This window comes from Palleronia rufa (assembly GCF_000743715.1).
In the GTDB taxonomy this organism is placed as follows: domain Bacteria; phylum Pseudomonadota; class Alphaproteobacteria; order Rhodobacterales; family Rhodobacteraceae; genus Palleronia; species Palleronia rufa.
In genome coordinates, this window is the sequence record NZ_JQEY01000017.1 from 15,018 (window position 1) to 31,087 (window position 16,070).

The window sequence follows — 16,070 nt, forward strand, 5'->3', positions numbered from 1 at the left end:
TTTCTCATCGAACGGCGCCATGCGCCGTTCACCGTCGATATTCTTCTCGCAAGCAGCAATGCCATGACGTATCGTTTGCAATCAAGAGAAGGTGTCCTGTCATGATCCGGCTTACCGCCATCGCCGTTGCGATCGTTGTCGCCGCCTCGGCAACGGCGGCGGAGTGGATCTATGACCTCGAGCGCGGTCTCGACTCCTACACGATCACGGGCGATGGCGGCGCCGTCGTCCTGGTCTGCGACCCGGACCGCGCCTATAACCCGGACAAGAGCTACGCCAATTTCGTGGTGGAAATGCCCGTCGCCCGGGATGTCACGCAGGTCGTGTTCCTCGCGGAGACCGGCGAGCAGGCCGCGTTCACGACCCGCGAAGGCATCGCCACCCAGCAGGATGCCGACGCGGAGGAATGGTCGGATCTGATCGCGATGGCGCAGGCCGGCGGACGGATCGCCGTCGTCACCGAAGATGACAGCTTCACCGTGACGGCCGATCCCATGCCGGAACTGCGCTGCGACTAGGCATCGTTGCGGACGATCTCGGTCTCCGCCGCGAACGCCGCGTCGAAATAGGCGTTGAGGACGAGCGTGTCGGACAGCACCCCGAGAGGATCACGGATGGGGGCCGTGGCCTCCCGCAACTCGGCGTCGCTCAGCGCGATCGACGAGTGCTTCGCCCGCCTGCCGTCGTCGGTCCGGCGGCTCGTCACGATCAGGGCACCGGAAAGCTCCCGCCACTTGGAGGCATCGCGGAGGGCGGCGAGGCGATGCCGCGCGCGGGTGGCGAGACCGTCGATCAGGTAATCGACGTCAATGTCGAGCTCCTTCGCCAGCTCGCGAAGCTGCGCCTCCTGCATCCGGGTCAACCAGAGGCGGATGCTGCGTGGCTTGCGGGGCCCGGCCGCTTTCCGACTCTGCGGTTGCCGTGTTTCGGGTTCAGGTTCGGCCGGCGCAGGCGTCATCGCCTCCCCTGCCCTCTCGTCCACCTCCGTTCGAGGCGGCGCCACGGCCGGGGATGATGTCTCGACCGTCGCTTCCGAAATTGTCTCAACCGGAAGCTCTTGCTCGGATGCGGGTGCCGCCTGGGTACGCCTGCCTTTCGGCGCGATCGGCGTGTCTGGCTCCACGTCGTTTCGATCCACTAGCGTCGCGATCGGCAAGGGGCCTGTCCGGGAGACAGGTGCGAGCTTCGCCCGCTTCTTCTTCTCTTTCGTGGGATGCTCGGGGTCCTGTGGCGTCGGGCTCTTCCGGGCAGGCGGGACTCTAGGCATCGGCCATCTCCTCGGCTGCCTTGTTTGTGGCTTTCACGGCATCCATCACGTCGTCGGCAAGGTCGGCGCACATCTCGATGTCCTCCTTGAAGACATGCGCGTGCCGGGCGGTCCCCTGCCCGCTCAGAAACGTGTCGCGCGCGACCGTGAGCGGTCCCGTCGCCGAAATCCGGAAGAGCTGCTTGGTGTCCCTGATCGGCGTCGGAAGGCATGGCAGTTGGCGCAGGAAGTCGATCATCGCGCGGTCGGCATTGGCGACCTTGGCGGTCGCCTGTGCGATCTCCTCCGGCGTTCCGGCCGTCAGCAGGTTGTAGAACGGCGTCGAGAGCTGGGTTACGACGCACCGGAAGATCGGCGCGGGCTGTCCTTCTTCGAGGGTGGCCACCGTCGCTTCGGCCCATCGCAGCGTGCGCTCCGCCATCTGATAGTCCGTGTGCTCCGGGCGGACCGGAAGCAGGACGATGTCCGCGGCCAGGACCACGTCCTCGTTCTCTTCGAGGTTGCCGGGACGGTTGTCGAGAAGGACCACATCGACGCCCCTGCTCTCCAGTTCGTTCAACTGGGAGTAGACATCCTCGATGGCCACCGGCGCGACAGAGAGCGTCAGCGCGTCGGGCCAAGACACGCGCGGGGCCGTCTCGTCCCAGGCGAACCTGTCCGAGTTCTGTTCCCAAAGCGCGATCTGGCTGTCGTTGTCGAAATCCATGATGTGCACGCGCATCCCTCTCTCGAGAAGGCCCGTGGCCAGCGCCATCATCAGCGTCGTCTTGCCTGATCCACCCTTGGTGGACATCGCGGTCACTACGATCATTGCTCATCCTCATCGTTTCTCACCGAGCGGGTCTGGCCGATCGGTGCAGCGTATTGTTGGCCGGTTGTTCTCATGGCCGCGTAGTTGAATGGCCGCCCGGCATCTTGACGTGATGGCAGGATATCTAGTTGGCCGTGCGGCGGTCTAGGCAGTTTGGCCGCCCGGGCTCTCGGTCGTATGGCCGCGTGGCCCATTTGCCGCTTGTCATGTCGGCCCTTCGGCATCTTGGTGAGATATTCGCTTGGCGCGATGTTCGATATGGTCACAAAGTGCATTTGGCGCGTTGGCGTGATGGCCGCCTATGCTGGGTGGCCCCGAGTTGCGATATGAAATATGGCCGATTGGCCGTGTGGCCCAACGTCCGTGTAGCATGGTTGATAGGTTGTCATCATGGACGCGTGGCCGTTTAGTAGGGTTGGCTTTGCAACGACGGCGCTGGAGGGCCCAGAAAGTTTCTGGGCGTGAAAGGGTGAGGAAGATGTATGGCGCCCTCCACCGGCCTCCGTAGGAGCCGGAAGGGGCATTCTCTCCGACGGACCTATGGTCCGTCTGCGCGCCTCGCCATCTGGCGAGACTTGCCGCCCGGCATCCGAGTGCCCCACGAGCGGGTCACGCCGGGCGCTGGTGGAGTCCCTTCAGTCTGTTCGCTGTCGCACGCCATCCTTCTCCGAAGGAGCGACAACGGACTGAAAGAACGTTGACAGGAACAGTATTTTGTATGACATATTATGAACGCTCGTCACTTCCGGTCATACCATGCCGAAACGCTTCACGTTCAAGACGAAGCAAGACATCCTGCGTCTGGTCGCCGAGGGGCGGAAGGACGCGGAGGTCGCCGACATCGTCGGATGTTCAAGGCCGACGGTCTCGCGGCTGCGTCGGCGCGGGATCTCGACGGATCGCACCACCCGCGGCCGCGTCCTTCAGGTTCGGGTCTCGCAGCGGGAGGCCGACGCCTTCGATGCCGTGCTCGACGCAGAAGACATGTCCGCATCGGAGATGCTTCGCCGGTTGATGCGGCTTTCGGCCGGGCTTGCCGACTTCCGCCGCGAGGAAATCGACGCGCTGCGTCAGAGTTCGAACCAAATGAACGCGCTGGCGCGGAACCTCGTGCAGATGCTCCAGCTCGCGCGGGCGGGCCGGCTGCGCTGGAATCGTCGCGACGGCGAGCTTGTCGTCAGGCTTCTCGATCGGGTCGAGGACGTGGCAAGAGACCTCCAGGTTGTGAAGGCGGCCGGCGCGCGGGGTGCCGTCAGACGCGTTGAAGACGTAAGGGAGGGGGCCGATGCCTGACTGGAGAACAGTCCAGCAGGCCGTCATCGGAGAGGTTCTGCCCGATATCGGCCGGCGCAATCGCTCGATGGGCGCGTTCCCGAAGCCCCGATATAGAAAGTCCGATGCCGGTCGGGGCAGGGCAGACAAGGCCGTCGGGCTGACCAAGAACGTCGCGCGGGTGCCCCAGAGCGTCGTGAAGCGCGTATCCGCCGGCGGCTGCCACAGCCGCAAGGAGCTCACCCGGCAGATGTCCTATATCCTCCGCGACGAGGCGCTGACGGCCTCCTGGTCGAACCAGATCGGCATTGAGCGGAGCTTTGAGGAAGACGGGATCGCGCGCGTCGTCGCGGACTGGACCGGATCCTGGGTCGGTGCGCCGAAGCGTGGGCATACCGACCACATCATCCTGTCGTTCCCGAAGGGCACCGATGCCGGGCTGGCCGAGGAGATCGCGCGGGAATGGGGGCAGGAGGTGTTCGGGAGCGGCTTCTACGCCGATCGGTTCCGTTACGTAGCCGCGCTGCACCACAACACCGAGCACGTCCACGCGCATTTCGTCGTGGACAAGGTGGGCATGGATCATGAAGCGTTCCTGTCGATCAGCCGTCATTCGGAGATCAACTACGACATGATGCGCGAGCTGCACGCGCAAATCGCGTCCGAGCACGGTCTGGCGCTCAATGCGACGCCCCGCCTGTCGCGCGGGCTCATAGAGAACGCGCCTCGTGAGACGGATGTGCAGGCTGCGCTGCAAGAGGGACGGGAGCCCTATGTCGAGCCGCTGTCCTTCGTCCAGCGCATCCAGCGCGAGGCATCCCTTCGGTCCTACGCGGCCGACTACCGATCGCTGGCCGGGATCGCGTCGATGCTGGACGACACTGAAGGCGACGGGTTCGCGGCCCGCCTGTTCCAGGGCGCCAGCGCGGCCGCCGCGCATCTTCTGAAAGGAGAACCGATCGTGTCCGATTTTGCCGATGTGAACGACATTCCCGCCGACACGATCGACCCGGCGGGCAGGATCGCGGCCGCGCGCGAGGCGCTGATTTCCGAGGCGCAGATGGCCTGGACGAAGATTCGGAACATGGAGCCGGGTCCGGAGCGTGTAGAGCTTGAAGGACAGTTCGCGGACCAGGCACGGTCCACCACGCAGCTCATCGGGCAGGACGCGTTCTTCCAGTCCCACGCCCGGGGCCCGGGCAGGGAGGTCGATCCCTACGCCGTCGCGCCGGTTGCGCTTCTTCAGGAGCGCGCGCGAGGTGACGGACGCTTCGCGGCCGAGGCCGATGCGGCGCTCGATGCCATCCGGGACCGGCTCGCCGACGCCTTCGAGCGGTTCGAGAGCAGGTTCGAGTGGGGCGACACCAATGCCGAGGAGATGGCGGCGCGCTTCGCCGCCGCCGATCGGAGCGCAGCGCAGATCCATGAGTGGCGCCCGGACGATCCGGATCGCCGGGCCGAATGGCTCGAGATGGAACGCGAGATGCGCGCCGAGGCAGAAAAGGTCGTCGCGTCCATCCCCGTCGGCCGCGACCTTCTCGAGGACTTGGCGCGGCAGGAGCTGATGGAGGCCGAGCGGACCGACCGTCTGTCCGATATCGCCGCGCTTGACCGCCTGGCGAAGGAGGTTCGCGCCGACATGAGCGACGGCGATCTGGACCGGGTGGGGCGAGGGGAAATGGACCCGCTCATCGAGAAGATCAACGATCCGGGTCTACGCGCCGCCGTCGGATCGGAGCTGCGGAACATGGGGCGCGTCGAAGATGGCCAGGACCTCGACGTGCGCGACAGCGAACCGGTCGGACGGTATCGTGATCTCGCGAGTGTCCATGAACGCGCGGCCCATCGGGCCGAGCGGGGCAGGGGGCGTGACGAGGACATGGACCACGTGATCGACTTCTAGGGCGAAGGAGCCGCGACATGCTGCAATCCATGGACAGCGCCTGGCGGTTCCCGATCGCCGCCACGGTCGGACTGGCCGCCGGCACTTATATCGGAGCGGTCCTCGCCACGCTCTACGCGATTTTCGTCTTCGGGGACGGCGTGAACACGTGGAATGTGCTGGAGCCCTGGTTCCTGCGATATTCGCCGGCGCGGATCGCTGCCAATCCGGATGTTCGATACACGATTTGGCTCATCACGGCCTTTCCGGCCGTCGTGCTGGCAGGCGTCGGCATTAACTCGGTCCAGCGCGGGCGCCTCTCGTCCTACGACGATTCCCACTTTCAGACCCGGACCGAACTCAAGCGGAACAAGATGACCGCGCCGGTGGAGCGTCCCGGGTTCGTTTACGCGAAGATGACGAAGCCGCAGCGGCCGGGGCCGTTCGTGTCGGCAGAGCCGAACCGGTTCCCGCACGCGATCATGATCGGTCCGACCGGCCGCGGTAAGGGCGTGGGGTTCGTCTCGCCGAACCTCCTGAAGTTCGGTGGCAGCGCGATCGTCCTCGACCAGAAAGGCGAGAATTTCGAGAACACCGCGATCCATCGGGAGCGCGGGCTGGGCAACAGGATCTGGTATTTCTCGCCCTTCGACTACGTGATGCCCGAAGGGACCGACGACACGACCCCGGTCTATACACGCACGCACCGGTTCAATCCGCTCGCCCGCATCGCCGCGCTGCCGAGCTGGGAGCAGCAATACACCGCGATCAACGCGATGGCCGACCTGTTCCTCATCGTCGAGAGTGTGAACGCGCAGAGCTTCTTCCAGGCCGGCCGCAGCCTCTTTGTCGGCGCCTGCCTCTACGCGATCGAAAAGGGCCGACCCACGATCGGCGAGGCGTTGCGGCTGATGACCGGGGGCGGGTTGAAGAAGGACAGCTACGTCGCCATCGCCGAGTCCACGTCCAACCCGACCGTTGCGGAAATTTTCCTGACGATGGCGGACGAGACCGACAAGATCCTCGACAGCTATGTCAGCGTGATCCGCGGGGCAGGGCTGGAGCTCTGGCTTGACCCCGCCGTCGATCGGGCCACGAGCGAGAGCGATTTCGACTTCTCGACGTTCCGATCCGAGCCGCAGTCGCTTTACATCGTCGTGCAGCCCGAGCACCTGAAGACGCTAGCGCCGCTCATCCGCCTCCTCTTCGCCGATGCGATCGCCAGCCTGCAACGCAAGCTGCCAGGGCCGGACGAACCGCATCCAGTCATGTTCCTGATGGACGAGTTCGACCAGCTCGGCCGCCAGCCGATGGTCCTCAACAGCATCAAGACGATCCGGCAATATGGCGGCCGGTTCTTCATCATCACGCAGTCGATCCCCGGTCTCGAGAGCATCTACGGGGAGACCGACCGCCGAGCGCTTCTCGCGGGGGCCGGGGTGCAGATCTACATGACGCCACAGGACGACCGGACCGCTCAGGTTCTGTCCGATGCGCTCGGCAAGCGGACGACCGTCAGCACCACCCGATCGCAATCGGTCATTCGGAAGTTCGACGAGAGCGGTAATGTCAGCCGTCGGTCGGAGGAACGCCCGTTGATCTCGCCAGCCGAAATCCTGCGCTTCCCGCTCGATCGCGTCCTGGTGCTGCCCGAGGGACAATACCCGATCCTGGCCCACCACATCCGGTATTTCGAGGATCATCACTTCGAGCGCATCTATGCGGCCCGGGTCGGCCACGAACTGCCCTATCCGCCGCTCACCGAACCCGCCAAGCGGGCCAAGAAGATTGTCACCGCAGCGCCTGCCGAGACGAAACCGCTCACGCAGGAGCAGATGGTGTCCGGTCTCGCCGAACAGCAAAGCGGCTACGCCAGCCTCGCCGGTCGGGCGGAGCAGAAGCAGCGGCTCACATCCTCCGCCTCAGCTGGGCGTACCGCACCAACCAAGCGAGTCGATGCCCCTAACGCAAAAGAAGTCGCTGCCGAGTTCGAGGACGCGCGAGAGAGTGAGACTCGTCCGTCGTCGTCTCCTGTTCAGAGCGAGCGCGCACAACCGTTAGCACGTCCGACCCCGGCAACTCACAAAGGCCGCCGGCCGCCTTCAAAGCGGGCCGATGCACCGAGCGCCGCGACAGTGGCGGCGCCGTTCGAGACAGAAGGGCAGAGGCGCGATAAGCGAGAAGCCGTCAGAGAAAGCGGCGCGGCAGATACGACGATTGAAAGAGATCCTTCGCGACCCGCCGGAACACGTTCTCGTCCCAGAAGGATCGCGGGCTCTTCCTGACCTGGGCCAGATGCAAAAGGGTTTGAAGACTTGCGGCAACCCGAGAGCAGTCGTTCGGTCAGCGCGCGGCGAAAGCTGGCTTAGAGCCCACTTTGCCGAATGCTGCGCAGTGCATGAACAGCGGCTCTGGCGGACCGCGCTGCGGCGGCAGCACACTGTTCCATATGTTCCTAGACCTGCAAAAGGGAGTGTTCCGAACGCCTACGAGGACGCTATTGCAACGACCGAAGCGTTTCATCCGGTCGTCCCGCATGGGCGCAGCTGAAAGGGACAGCGATGCGGCCGCGGCCGGTCTGAGGCGAGGCAACCGCATCACCCTGTCGCCCGTTCGTACCAGTAGGCGCACCTTCACCAGCCAGCACGAGAAAGGAACTATGGCAGACATGACGCTTGAAGACGTGGCCGAGGCGATGCGCAACATCGACTTCGGCATGCTCTCGACCAAGACGGAGGGCGGCGGCGTCGCTAGCCGGCCGATGAGCAACAACCGCGAGGTCGCCTACGCGGGGGACTCGTACTTCTTCTCGGACGAGGACACGCGCACGGTGGATGACATCAAGCGCGACCCGAACGTGGCCGTGACCTACAAGGGCTCGCCCGTCGCGGGCGTGGCCGAGGTCATGGGCAAGCCGCCGCTCTTTCTGGCGATGGAGGGCAAGGCCGAGCTGATCCGCGACAAGGCCGCCTTCGAGCGGCACTGGGCGCCCGACATGGAGCGCTACTTCGGGCAGGGGATCGACACGCCGGGCCTTGTGTTCATCAAGGTCCACGCCGAGCGCATCCACTACTGGGACGGCGAGGACGAAGGCGAGATCGTCCTCTAGGTCGCGCACCCGCCCGCGCGGACGCGACGCGATTGCGAGACCGCTCCCGCATTCCCATCTCCATCATGTAAACGAGGATCCTCCGCATGCGCCATTCCGTGCTCGACCTCGCCCCCGTGCCCCAGGGGGCCGACGCCGCGCAGGCCATCCGCAACAGCGTCGACCTCGCGCGGCATGCGGAGGGCTGGGGCTACCACCGCTACTGGCTGGCGGAGCATCACAACATGCCCGGCATCGCCTCGGCCGCGACCTCCGTGCTGATCGGGCACGTGGCCGGAGCGACGCGCACGATCCGTGTGGGCGCGGGTGGGATCATGCTGCCGAACCACGCGCCGCTCGCCATCGCCGAGCAGTTCGGAACTCTGGCCACGATCCACCCGGGGCGCATCGACCTCGGGCTGGGCCGCGCACCGGGCGGGGACTTGGCAGTGGCGCGCGCGCTGCGGCGCGGGCTGGGCGAGGACCGCTTCCCCGAGGACGTGGTCGAGTTGATGAGTTACCTCGGCGAGGCCGAGCCGGGCGCGCCCGTGGCCGCGCATCCGGGGCAGGGGACGAAGGTGCCCGTCTGGATCCTGGGCTCGTCGCTCTACGGCGCGCAGCTCGCGGCGCATCTGGGCCTGCCCTACGCCTTCGCCTCGCATTTCGCGCCCGACGCGCTGGAGCAGGCCGCCGCGATCTACCGGGACCGCTTCCAGCCCTCCGCACAGCTTGACCGGCCGCACTTCATGCTCGCCGTCAACGTCTTCGCCGCGGCGACCGATGCGGAGGGGGCCTTCCTGCGCACCTCCATGCAGCAGGCCTTCGCGCGGCTGCGGACGGGGCGTCCCGGCAAGCTGCCGCGCCCGGTCGAGGATATCGACGCGGCGATCGGGCCCGAGATGCGGCGCATGGTGGACCACGCGCTGCGCGTCTCCGCCGTGGGGTCGCCCGAGACGGTGCAGTGCGCCCTGGCCGCTCTGGTCGCCCGCCATCGGCCGGACGAGCTCATCATCACAGGGCAGATTCACGACCACGCCGCACGGCTGCGCTCCTTCGAGATCGCGGCAGAGGCGCTGGCCGGCCCGGACGCGCGGGACGCGGCCTAGACCGGGGCTGCCGGACGACTAGGTCGTCCTCCGGGCCCCTCCCGGTCCCGCGAAGGATCGCCGCCCTGACCGACATCGCCCGCGCCCCCGCTCCGTCCGAAGCCGGCCCGACCCGGCTGACGCTCTTCGCGCTCCTGGCCTCCGCCACGCTGACGGTGATGGCGGGCGCGACCATATCTCCATCGCTCCCGGGCCTCGTGGCGCATTTCGCGGACGATCCCCGCGCCGAATGGCTCGTGCCCTTCATCCTCACGGCCCCGGGCCTCGCCATCGCGGTGGCCGCGCCGCTCTCGGGCGTGCTGGTCGACCGGACGGTGAAGCGCCGGGTGCTGCTCGCGGGCATCGTCCTCTACGTCCTCGCGGGATCGTCGGGGCTCTACCTCGATTCGCTCGACGCGATCCTGGTGGGGCGCCTCTTCCTCGGGCTCGCGGTCGGCGCGGTGATGACGGCGTCGATGGCGCTCATCGCCGACGTCTGGGAGGGCGAGGCGCGGCAGCGCGTGCTCGGCTGGCAGGCCGCGTCGATGGGGGTGGGGGGCATCCTCTTCATCGGGGCGGGCGGGCTCTTGGGTCAGCTCGACTGGCGCGAGCCCTTCGCCGTCTACCTCGCGCCGCTCGCCCTGCTCCCCATCGTGCTGAAGGCCGTCCCCGCGAAGGCCCCGCGACGACGGGGCGAAGGCGACGCGACGGACGCGCCGTTCCCCTGGCGCCATGCGCTGCCGATCTACGCGGTGGCCGCCGCGGGGATGCTGACCTTCTACGTGATCCCGACGCTCATCCCCTTCGACGTCGCGGACCTCGTGGGCGTCGCGCGCGCCTCGGCCTGGACCGGCGCGGTGGTCGCCGCCGCGATGGTCGCCTCGTCGCTCGCCTCGACGCAGGTGGCGCGGCTGCGCCGGCGGCTCGCGCCCCAGGCCATCGGCGCAATCTCCTTCGGGATCGTGGCGATCGGCTACCTCGCGATCTCCACGCACCTGTCGATCCTCCCGCTCGCCGTCGCGCTGGCGGGGATCGGGGCGGGGCTAGGGCTCTTGATGCCGACCAACAACGCCTGGCTGCTCTCGCGCGTGCCCGACGCGATGCGGGGGCGCGCCTCGGGCGGCATGACCATGTGCCTGTTCCTGGCGCAGTTCTCCTCGGCCTTCGTCGGCGGCGCCCTCGTCGCGTGGGGCGGGCTCGACTTCGTCTACCTCGCGATGGGGGTCTTCGCGACGGCCGTCGCCGGGCTGCTGGCGCTCTGGGCACGGCGGTAGGGCGCCGCCGGGCCGGGCGCGTCACGGCGAAGGTCGTCCCTATCCCGGCCCGCCGCCGTCCTGCGAGCCGATGTCCCAGAACAGCCCGGCCATCATGGCGAGCCCCTCCTCGAAGAGCGGGATCAGACCGTGCTCGTTGGGCCCGTGCTGGCCGCAGCCTCCGTAGCTCTGCGGCAGCCACAGGACCGGGACGCCGAGCGCGGCGCGGAAGATCTCGGACGGGCCCGAGGCACCGATGGTGGGAATCACGTTCGGGGCCCGGCCCGTGGTCCGCGCGATGGAGGCGGCGACGCGAGCTACCCAAGGGTCTTCCGGGTCGGTGCGGGACGGGGGAAAGGCGTCGCGGCCCTCGACGGGCTCCACGGCGACCTCCGGAAAGCCCGCCGCGTCGAGATGGCGCCGAAGGGCGGGGACGACGTCCCGAGGCGGCGTATCGACGACATGGCGCAGCTGCAGCCGGGCGCGGGCCGTCCCGGCCACGGCGGGGACGGGGTTCTCCGGCTGGCCGGCGATCATGGCCAGGACGATGGCGCTGTTCCAGGCCGAGATGCGCTCCGTCCGGGACAGGCCCGGCTCGCCCCAATCGGCGTCCGGCTCGGGCGTGCCGGGGGCGGGCGCGACCGAGACGGCGCGGGCGGCGGCACGCACCGCGTCCGGCACCTCGGGGCGCCATCCTTCGACCAGGATGCGCCCGTCGCGCGAGACGATGGAAGCGAGGGCATGGGCCAAGACCACGGCGGGGTCCTTCAGCAGTCCGCCCCAATGGCCCGAATGGTGGCTGCCCGGGCGCAGGTCGACCACGAGGTCCATCGCCAGCCCGCCCCGCGTGCCCAGCGTGATGTCGGCCACCTCCATGCTCTGGCGCGGCCCGTCGAGCGCGACCATGACGTCGGCGGCGAGCAGGTCGCGGTTGGCCCCGACGAAGGCTTCCAGCCCCGGCGAGCCCGCCTCCTCCCCCATCTCGATCAGCACGGTCGCGTCGAAGCCGAGCCGCCCCCGCGCCCCGATCACGGCGCGCAGGGCCTCGATGGCGATCAGGTGCTGGCCCTTGTTGTCGACGGTGCCGCGCCCGTAGATGCGGTCGCCCTCGCGCGTGAGCGTCCAGGGGTCGAGCCCGTCGCGCCAGCGCTCGGGCATGGCGCGCACGACGTCGCCGTGGCCGTAGACCAGCACCGTGGGACCCGTCCCCTCGTGGCGGCGGGCGACCAGGAAGGGACCGGCCTGCGGCTCGGGGTTCGGGTGGATCTCCACCTCGAAGCCCATCGCCGACAGCAGCGGCCCAACCCCTTCCCGGCAGTAGGTCTCGAGCGCGGGCAGGTCGGGCGGGTTGCTCTCGGACCGGATCGCCACAAGGCGGGCGAGCGTATCGAGGAACGCGTCGATCCCATCCCGCGCACGGGCGACGACTGATGCGCGGTCGATGTTGGTCATGCCGTCCTCCCTCGGGCTGGTGACAGCAGGTGGAGCGTAGCTTAGTCATCTAAGACGTGTCATCGCCCCATCCTAAGGACGACCCATGACCGACCCCTGCGACGTCGACGCGACCGAGGCCCGGCGCATGATCGGCGCCAAGGCGCTCTCCCCCGTCGAGCTGGTGAAGGGCTGCCTCGCCCGGATCGAGGCGGTGGACCGGCCCCTGAACGGCGTCGTGGCCATCGACTCGGAGGCGGCGCTGTCGGCGGCCCGCGCGGCCGAGGCGGCGGTCATGGCGGGCGAAGCGCTCGGGCCCCTTCATGGCTTGCCGGTGGGGATCAAGGACCTGGCCGACACGAAGGGGCTGCGCACGACCTACGGCTCTCGGATGTTCGAGGATCACGTGCCGGCGGCGGACGAGGGGCTGGTCGCGAACCTTCGCGCCAAGGGCGCCATCGTGTTGGCCAAGACGAACACGCCGGAATGGGGCGCGGGCGGCAACACGTTCAATCCGGTCTACGGCGTCAGCGGCAACCCCTTCGCGCCCGAACTGACTTGCGGCGGTTCTTCCGGCGGGTCGGCCATCGCGCTCGCGACTGGTATGGTGCCGTTGGCGCACGGGTCCGACAACGCCGGCAGCCTGCGCATCCCGGCGGCCTATTGCGGCGTGGTCGGCTACCGCCCGACGGCGGGGGTCGTCGCGTCCGAGATGCGGCCCTTCGGCATGTCTCACTTCGCCGTGCAGGGGCCCATGGCGCGCAGCGTGGCGGACGTGACGCTGATGTTACGCGCGATGGCCACGGCGCACGCGTCCGACCCGCTAGCGGCCCCTCTGGTCGAGGCGCCGGGCGCGGCGGACCTGTCCGGCCTGCGCCTCGCCGTCTCCGAGGACCTGGGCTTCGCCGCCGTCGACAGCGGGCTGCGCGCGGTCTTTCGAGACCGGGTGGCGGTGTTCGGCGACGCCTTCGCGTCCCTCGCGTGGACCCATCCCGACTTCGGCGCGACGCGCGAGGTCTACGAGACGATCCGCGCATTCAACTACATCGGCATGTATGCCGAGCGCGCCCGCGACGAGCCAGACCGCTGGGGCCCGCTGGTCGAGCAGAACCTGGAGCATGCCAAGCGCTTCTCGGTCGAGGAGATGGCCGTCGCCCATGTCGAGCAGGCGCGCATATATCGCCGGGTCGCGGCCTTCTTCGACGACCACGACGTGCTGATCACGCCGACGGTCGGCGCCTATCCCTGGCCGAAGCACGAGATCTATCCCCGCCGGATCGCGGAGGCTGAGATGGCGAACTACTTCGACTGGGTCGGGCTGACCTATGCGGTCACGCTGGTGAACCATCCCTCCGTGTCGATCCCCTGCGGGCTGGACGACCGCGGCACGCCCTTCGGCATCCAGCTCGTCGGGCGGCGCAATGGCGATCTCGCGCTCCTGCGCGTCGCCGCCGCGCTGGAGGCGCTGCTGGCGCAGGACCCGGACACGGCGCGGCCCCGCCCCGACCTCGACCGGTTGGCAACGATGCCCGGCGGGGACGAGATGGACCCGGTGACCTGACGTTTCGACCGCCGATCTGGAAGACCGCGAGTTGACGGAACCGGATCTGGCGACACGTCTCACGGTGTAGAAACTGAGAGGTCTAAGTATGTCGGACGCGAACTTCACCCTGGACGTCCCCGGCATCCCCGCGGGCGGCACCATTCCCGAGCGCCATGTCTACGACGACTGGGGCTGCACGGGCGACAACGTCTCGCCCGCCTTGGAGTGGAAGGACGCGCCCAAGGGCACCAAGAGCTTCGTCGTCACCGTCTACGACCCCGACGCGCCCACGGGGAGCGGGTTCTGGCATTGGGTGGTTTTCGACATTCCTGCGCACGTGACGCGCATCCCCGAGGATGCCGGGAACCAGGGCGGCATCCCCGACGGCGCGGTGCAGGGACGCACGGACTGGGGCGCGCCGGGCTATGGCGGCCCCGTGCCGCCGCCGGGGGACGCGCCGCACCGCTACGTGTTCACGGTCCACGCGCTCGGGGTGGAGTCGCTCGGACTCGACGATCAGGCCTCGGCAGCGATGGTCGGCTTCATGACCCACCAGAACAGCCTCGGATCGGCGACCTTCGAGGCGTTCTACGCCCGCTGAGGCGAGGCGGTGCCCGCGGCGCCGATGGTCAGGTCGCCGACGACCTCGGTGGCCAGCGCCGTCGCTCGCATCGCGACGCGGGCCAGCGGCGGCAGGGTGAGCCATTCCAGCGCCCAGGCCGCGCCGGAGCGTTCCTGCTCGTGGAGGCCCGCATGGAGCATGCCGCCCGCGAGGGTCGCGGCGTGGCGGGCGAGGGCGGCGAGGATCTCGGCGCGCACGGGGTTGGCCTTGTGCGCCATGGCCGAGGAGCCACCGCCGCCCGCCAGCCGCGCGTCGTCAACGCCCTGCTGCACCATCAGGCCGACGTCGGTGCCGATCTTGCCCAAGGAAACGCAGAGGTTCGCATAGGCCGCCGCAACGGCGACCGGCCCGTCGCGCTCGGCGTGCCAGGCGGGGCCGTCCGCCAGGCCGAGGGCCTCGGCCATGCGCGCGGACACGGCGTCTGCGCTCGGGCCGAGCGTCGCGCGGTCTCCCACGGGCCCGCCGAGTTGCAGCCGGGCCGCGTCCTCCGTGGCGGCTGCGATGCGGTCGCGGTGGCGCGGGATCGGTCGGCGCCAAGCCGCGATCCGCTGCGCGGCGCGGATCGGCAGGGCGGCCTGCATCCGGGTGCGGCCCATGATCTCGCGCGCGCCGTCGCGGGCCGCGAGCGCGTCGAGCGCGTCGGTCAGCGCCGCCAGCCGGGCGTCCAGCGCCGCGCCGGTCTCGCGCAGCGAGAGCGCGAGCCCCGTGTCCATCACGTCCTGCGAGGTCGCGCCCGCATGGACGAGCGGGGCGTCCGCGCCCGCCATCGCGCGAAGCCGCGCGACGAGGGCCGGGACCGGCACGCCGTCGCGCGCGGTGCCATCACGCAGGTCCGCGGGCGCGATGTCGGCCGCTTCGATCAGGTCGGCGAGCGGGTCGGCGCGATCCTCGGGCGCGTCCCCCTCGGTGGCCTGCGCGCGCAGGAGCGCGACCTCGAAGGCGAGCATGTGGCCGAGCTGTCGCTCGGGCGACCAGATCGCCGCGGCCTCCGCGTCGCCGAAGAGGCCGCCGAGCCACGGGTGGTCCAGCGCGTCCGTCACCCGATCCGATCCCGCGCGGCGAGCACGGCGCGGGCCATCGCGGCGGGCGCCTCGATGGGCGGCAGGTGGCCGACGTCGTCCAGCACCTCCAGCACCGCGCCGGGGATCGCGGCGGCCAGCGCCTCGACCACGGAGGGCGGGGTCGCGCCGTCCCGCGATCCGGCGAGGCAGATCGCGGGCAGGTCCAGCCCTCCGGCCGCCGCGCCGAGATCGGCCGCCGCGATGGCGGCGCAAGCGCGGGCGTAGCCCTCGGGCGGCGTGCGTTCCAGCATCAGGCGCCAGCCGCGGTCGGCCTCCGGATTCGCGGCGCGCCAGGCGGGCGCGAACCAGCGCCCCAGCACGGCTTCCGCGATGGCGGGCAGCCCGTCCCGGCGCACGGCGTCGATCCGGGCCTGCCAGGCCTCGGGGGTGCCGATCCGCGTTCCAGTGCAGGCCAGGACGACGGCGCCCGCGAGGTCGGGGCGCGCGGCGGCCAGGGCCTGCGCGACCATGCCGCCCATCGAGACGCCGCAGACCACCGCGCGCGCCAGCCCCGCGCGGTCCATCAACGCCGCGAGGTCGGCGGCGTGGTCCTCGATCGTGGCGGGCGGCCCGTCCGACAACCCGTGGCCGCGGATGTCACAACGGAGGAGCGGCATGTCCGGCGGCAGCGCCGCGCAGGTCGCGTCCCAGAGCCGCAGGTCGGTCCCCAGCGAGTTGGCGAAGGCGACGCCCGGTCCTGCGCCGGGCCGCCAATGGACGTGGAGCAGCGCGTCGCCGTTGCGCTGGAACGACAT

At 69.2% G+C, this 16,070-nt stretch carries 14 protein-coding genes; 9 read left to right on the forward strand and 5 right to left on the reverse strand.

The annotated features are described in order from the left end of the window. Positions 1-101 precede the first annotated feature (101 nt). Positions 102-518: a hypothetical protein gene (locus KW83_RS16245; RefSeq protein WP_036181068.1), complete on the forward strand. Its 417-nt coding sequence runs from the start codon at positions 102-104 to the stop codon at positions 516-518. Here KW83_RS16245 and KW83_RS20735 read toward each other — a convergent pair. Both KW83_RS20735 and KW83_RS16255 read right to left on the reverse strand, forming a co-directional pair. Beyond that, complete coding sequence (locus tag KW83_RS20735) at positions 515-1,156, reverse strand: hypothetical protein (RefSeq protein WP_152563628.1); 642 nt, start codon at positions 1,154-1,156, stop codon at positions 515-517. The two genes, KW83_RS16245 and KW83_RS20735, sit on opposite strands and share 4 nt — an antisense overlap. A 103-nt stretch (positions 1,157-1,259) precedes the next feature. After that, positions 1,260-2,078, reverse strand: coding sequence for a nucleotide-binding protein (locus KW83_RS16255; protein WP_036181071.1), 819 nt, complete (start codon positions 2,076-2,078; stop codon positions 1,260-1,262). Between the two features lie 756 nt (positions 2,079-2,834). Here KW83_RS16255 and KW83_RS16260 point away from each other — a divergent pair. The 6 genes from KW83_RS16260 to KW83_RS16285 all read left to right on the forward strand — a co-directional run bounded on the left by KW83_RS16260 (position 2,835) and on the right by KW83_RS16285 (position 10,679). After that, positions 2,835-3,371, forward strand: a complete 537-nt coding sequence (locus KW83_RS16260; protein ID WP_036181073.1) for a helix-turn-helix domain-containing protein — start codon at positions 2,835-2,837, stop codon at positions 3,369-3,371. After that, positions 3,364-5,253, forward strand: a complete 1,890-nt coding sequence (locus KW83_RS16265) for a relaxase/mobilization nuclease domain-containing protein (RefSeq protein ID WP_036181082.1) — start codon at positions 3,364-3,366, stop codon at positions 5,251-5,253. Before KW83_RS16260 ends, KW83_RS16265 begins: the two co-directional genes overlap by 8 nt. A 17-nt stretch (positions 5,254-5,270) precedes the next feature. Beyond that, the gene (locus tag KW83_RS16270) at positions 5,271-7,517 is read left to right on the forward strand and encodes a type IV secretory system conjugative DNA transfer family protein (protein WP_051928589.1); all 2,247 of its coding nucleotides are present in this window, start codon (positions 5,271-5,273) and stop codon (positions 7,515-7,517) included. A gap of 383 nt (positions 7,518-7,900) precedes the next feature. Next, positions 7,901-8,341, forward strand: a complete 441-nt coding sequence (locus KW83_RS16275; protein WP_200879700.1) for a pyridoxamine 5'-phosphate oxidase family protein — start codon at positions 7,901-7,903, stop codon at positions 8,339-8,341. A gap of 86 nt (positions 8,342-8,427) precedes the next feature. Further along, positions 8,428-9,426, forward strand: a complete 999-nt coding sequence (locus KW83_RS16280) for an LLM class flavin-dependent oxidoreductase (protein WP_036181086.1) — start codon at positions 8,428-8,430, stop codon at positions 9,424-9,426. A 134-nt stretch (positions 9,427-9,560) separates the two neighbouring features. After that, on the forward strand, positions 9,561-10,679 hold the full coding sequence (locus KW83_RS16285; RefSeq protein ID WP_268745550.1) for an MFS transporter: 1,119 nt from the start codon (positions 9,561-9,563) through the stop codon (positions 10,677-10,679). A 39-nt stretch (positions 10,680-10,718) separates the two neighbouring features. Here the strand turns inward: KW83_RS16285 and KW83_RS16290 are convergent, their stop codons facing one another. After that, the gene (locus tag KW83_RS16290; protein ID WP_036181088.1) at positions 10,719-12,110 is read right to left on the reverse strand and encodes a M20/M25/M40 family metallo-hydrolase; all 1,392 of its coding nucleotides are present in this window, start codon (positions 12,108-12,110) and stop codon (positions 10,719-10,721) included. Between the two features lie 85 nt (positions 12,111-12,195). On the opposite strand from KW83_RS16290, the gene KW83_RS16295 reads away from it, so the two are divergent. After that, complete coding sequence (locus KW83_RS16295; RefSeq protein WP_036181090.1) at positions 12,196-13,650, forward strand: amidase; 1,455 nt, start codon at positions 12,196-12,198, stop codon at positions 13,648-13,650. Between the two features lie 88 nt (positions 13,651-13,738). Beyond that, on the forward strand, positions 13,739-14,233 hold the full coding sequence (locus KW83_RS16300) for a YbhB/YbcL family Raf kinase inhibitor-like protein (protein WP_036181092.1): 495 nt from the start codon (positions 13,739-13,741) through the stop codon (positions 14,231-14,233). Here KW83_RS16300 and KW83_RS16305 read toward each other — a convergent pair. Together KW83_RS16305 and pcaD are read right to left on the reverse strand one after the other, a co-directional pair. Beyond that, positions 14,221-15,294, reverse strand: a complete 1,074-nt coding sequence (locus KW83_RS16305) for a 3-carboxy-cis,cis-muconate cycloisomerase (RefSeq protein ID WP_036181093.1) — start codon at positions 15,292-15,294, stop codon at positions 14,221-14,223. The genes KW83_RS16300 and KW83_RS16305 overlap by 13 nt on opposite strands. Then, on the reverse strand, positions 15,291-16,070 hold the full coding sequence (gene pcaD, locus KW83_RS16310) for a 3-oxoadipate enol-lactonase (RefSeq protein WP_036181095.1): 780 nt from the start codon (positions 16,068-16,070) through the stop codon (positions 15,291-15,293). Before pcaD ends, KW83_RS16305 begins: the two co-directional genes overlap by 4 nt.

What these genes read in the sequence shown, in the direction of transcription:
- KW83_RS16260 (WP_036181073.1), top strand. Translation starts at nt 2,835, where the DNA reads ATGCCGAAACGCTTCACGTTCAAGACGAAGCAAGACATCCTGCGTCTG.
- pcaD (WP_036181095.1), bottom strand. Translation starts at nt 16,070, where the DNA reads ATGTCGTTCCAGCGCAACGGCGACGCGCTGCTCCACGTCCATTGGCGG.
- KW83_RS16300 (WP_036181092.1), top strand. Translation starts at nt 13,739, where the DNA reads ATGTCGGACGCGAACTTCACCCTGGACGTCCCCGGCATCCCCGCGGGC.
- KW83_RS16270 (WP_051928589.1), top strand. Translation starts at nt 5,271, where the DNA reads ATGCTGCAATCCATGGACAGCGCCTGGCGGTTCCCGATCGCCGCCACG.
- KW83_RS16280 (WP_036181086.1), top strand. Translation starts at nt 8,428, where the DNA reads ATGCGCCATTCCGTGCTCGACCTCGCCCCCGTGCCCCAGGGGGCCGAC.
- KW83_RS16245 (WP_036181068.1), top strand. Translation starts at nt 102, where the DNA reads ATGATCCGGCTTACCGCCATCGCCGTTGCGATCGTTGTCGCCGCCTCG.
- KW83_RS16265 (WP_036181082.1), top strand. Translation starts at nt 3,364, where the DNA reads ATGCCTGACTGGAGAACAGTCCAGCAGGCCGTCATCGGAGAGGTTCTG.
- KW83_RS16290 (WP_036181088.1), bottom strand. Translation starts at nt 12,110, where the DNA reads ATGACCAACATCGACCGCGCATCAGTCGTCGCCCGTGCGCGGGATGGG.
- KW83_RS16295 (WP_036181090.1), top strand. Translation starts at nt 12,196, where the DNA reads ATGACCGACCCCTGCGACGTCGACGCGACCGAGGCCCGGCGCATGATC.
- KW83_RS16275 (WP_200879700.1), top strand. Translation starts at nt 7,901, where the DNA reads ATGACGCTTGAAGACGTGGCCGAGGCGATGCGCAACATCGACTTCGGC.
- KW83_RS16255 (WP_036181071.1), bottom strand. Translation starts at nt 2,078, where the DNA reads ATGATCGTAGTGACCGCGATGTCCACCAAGGGTGGATCAGGCAAGACG.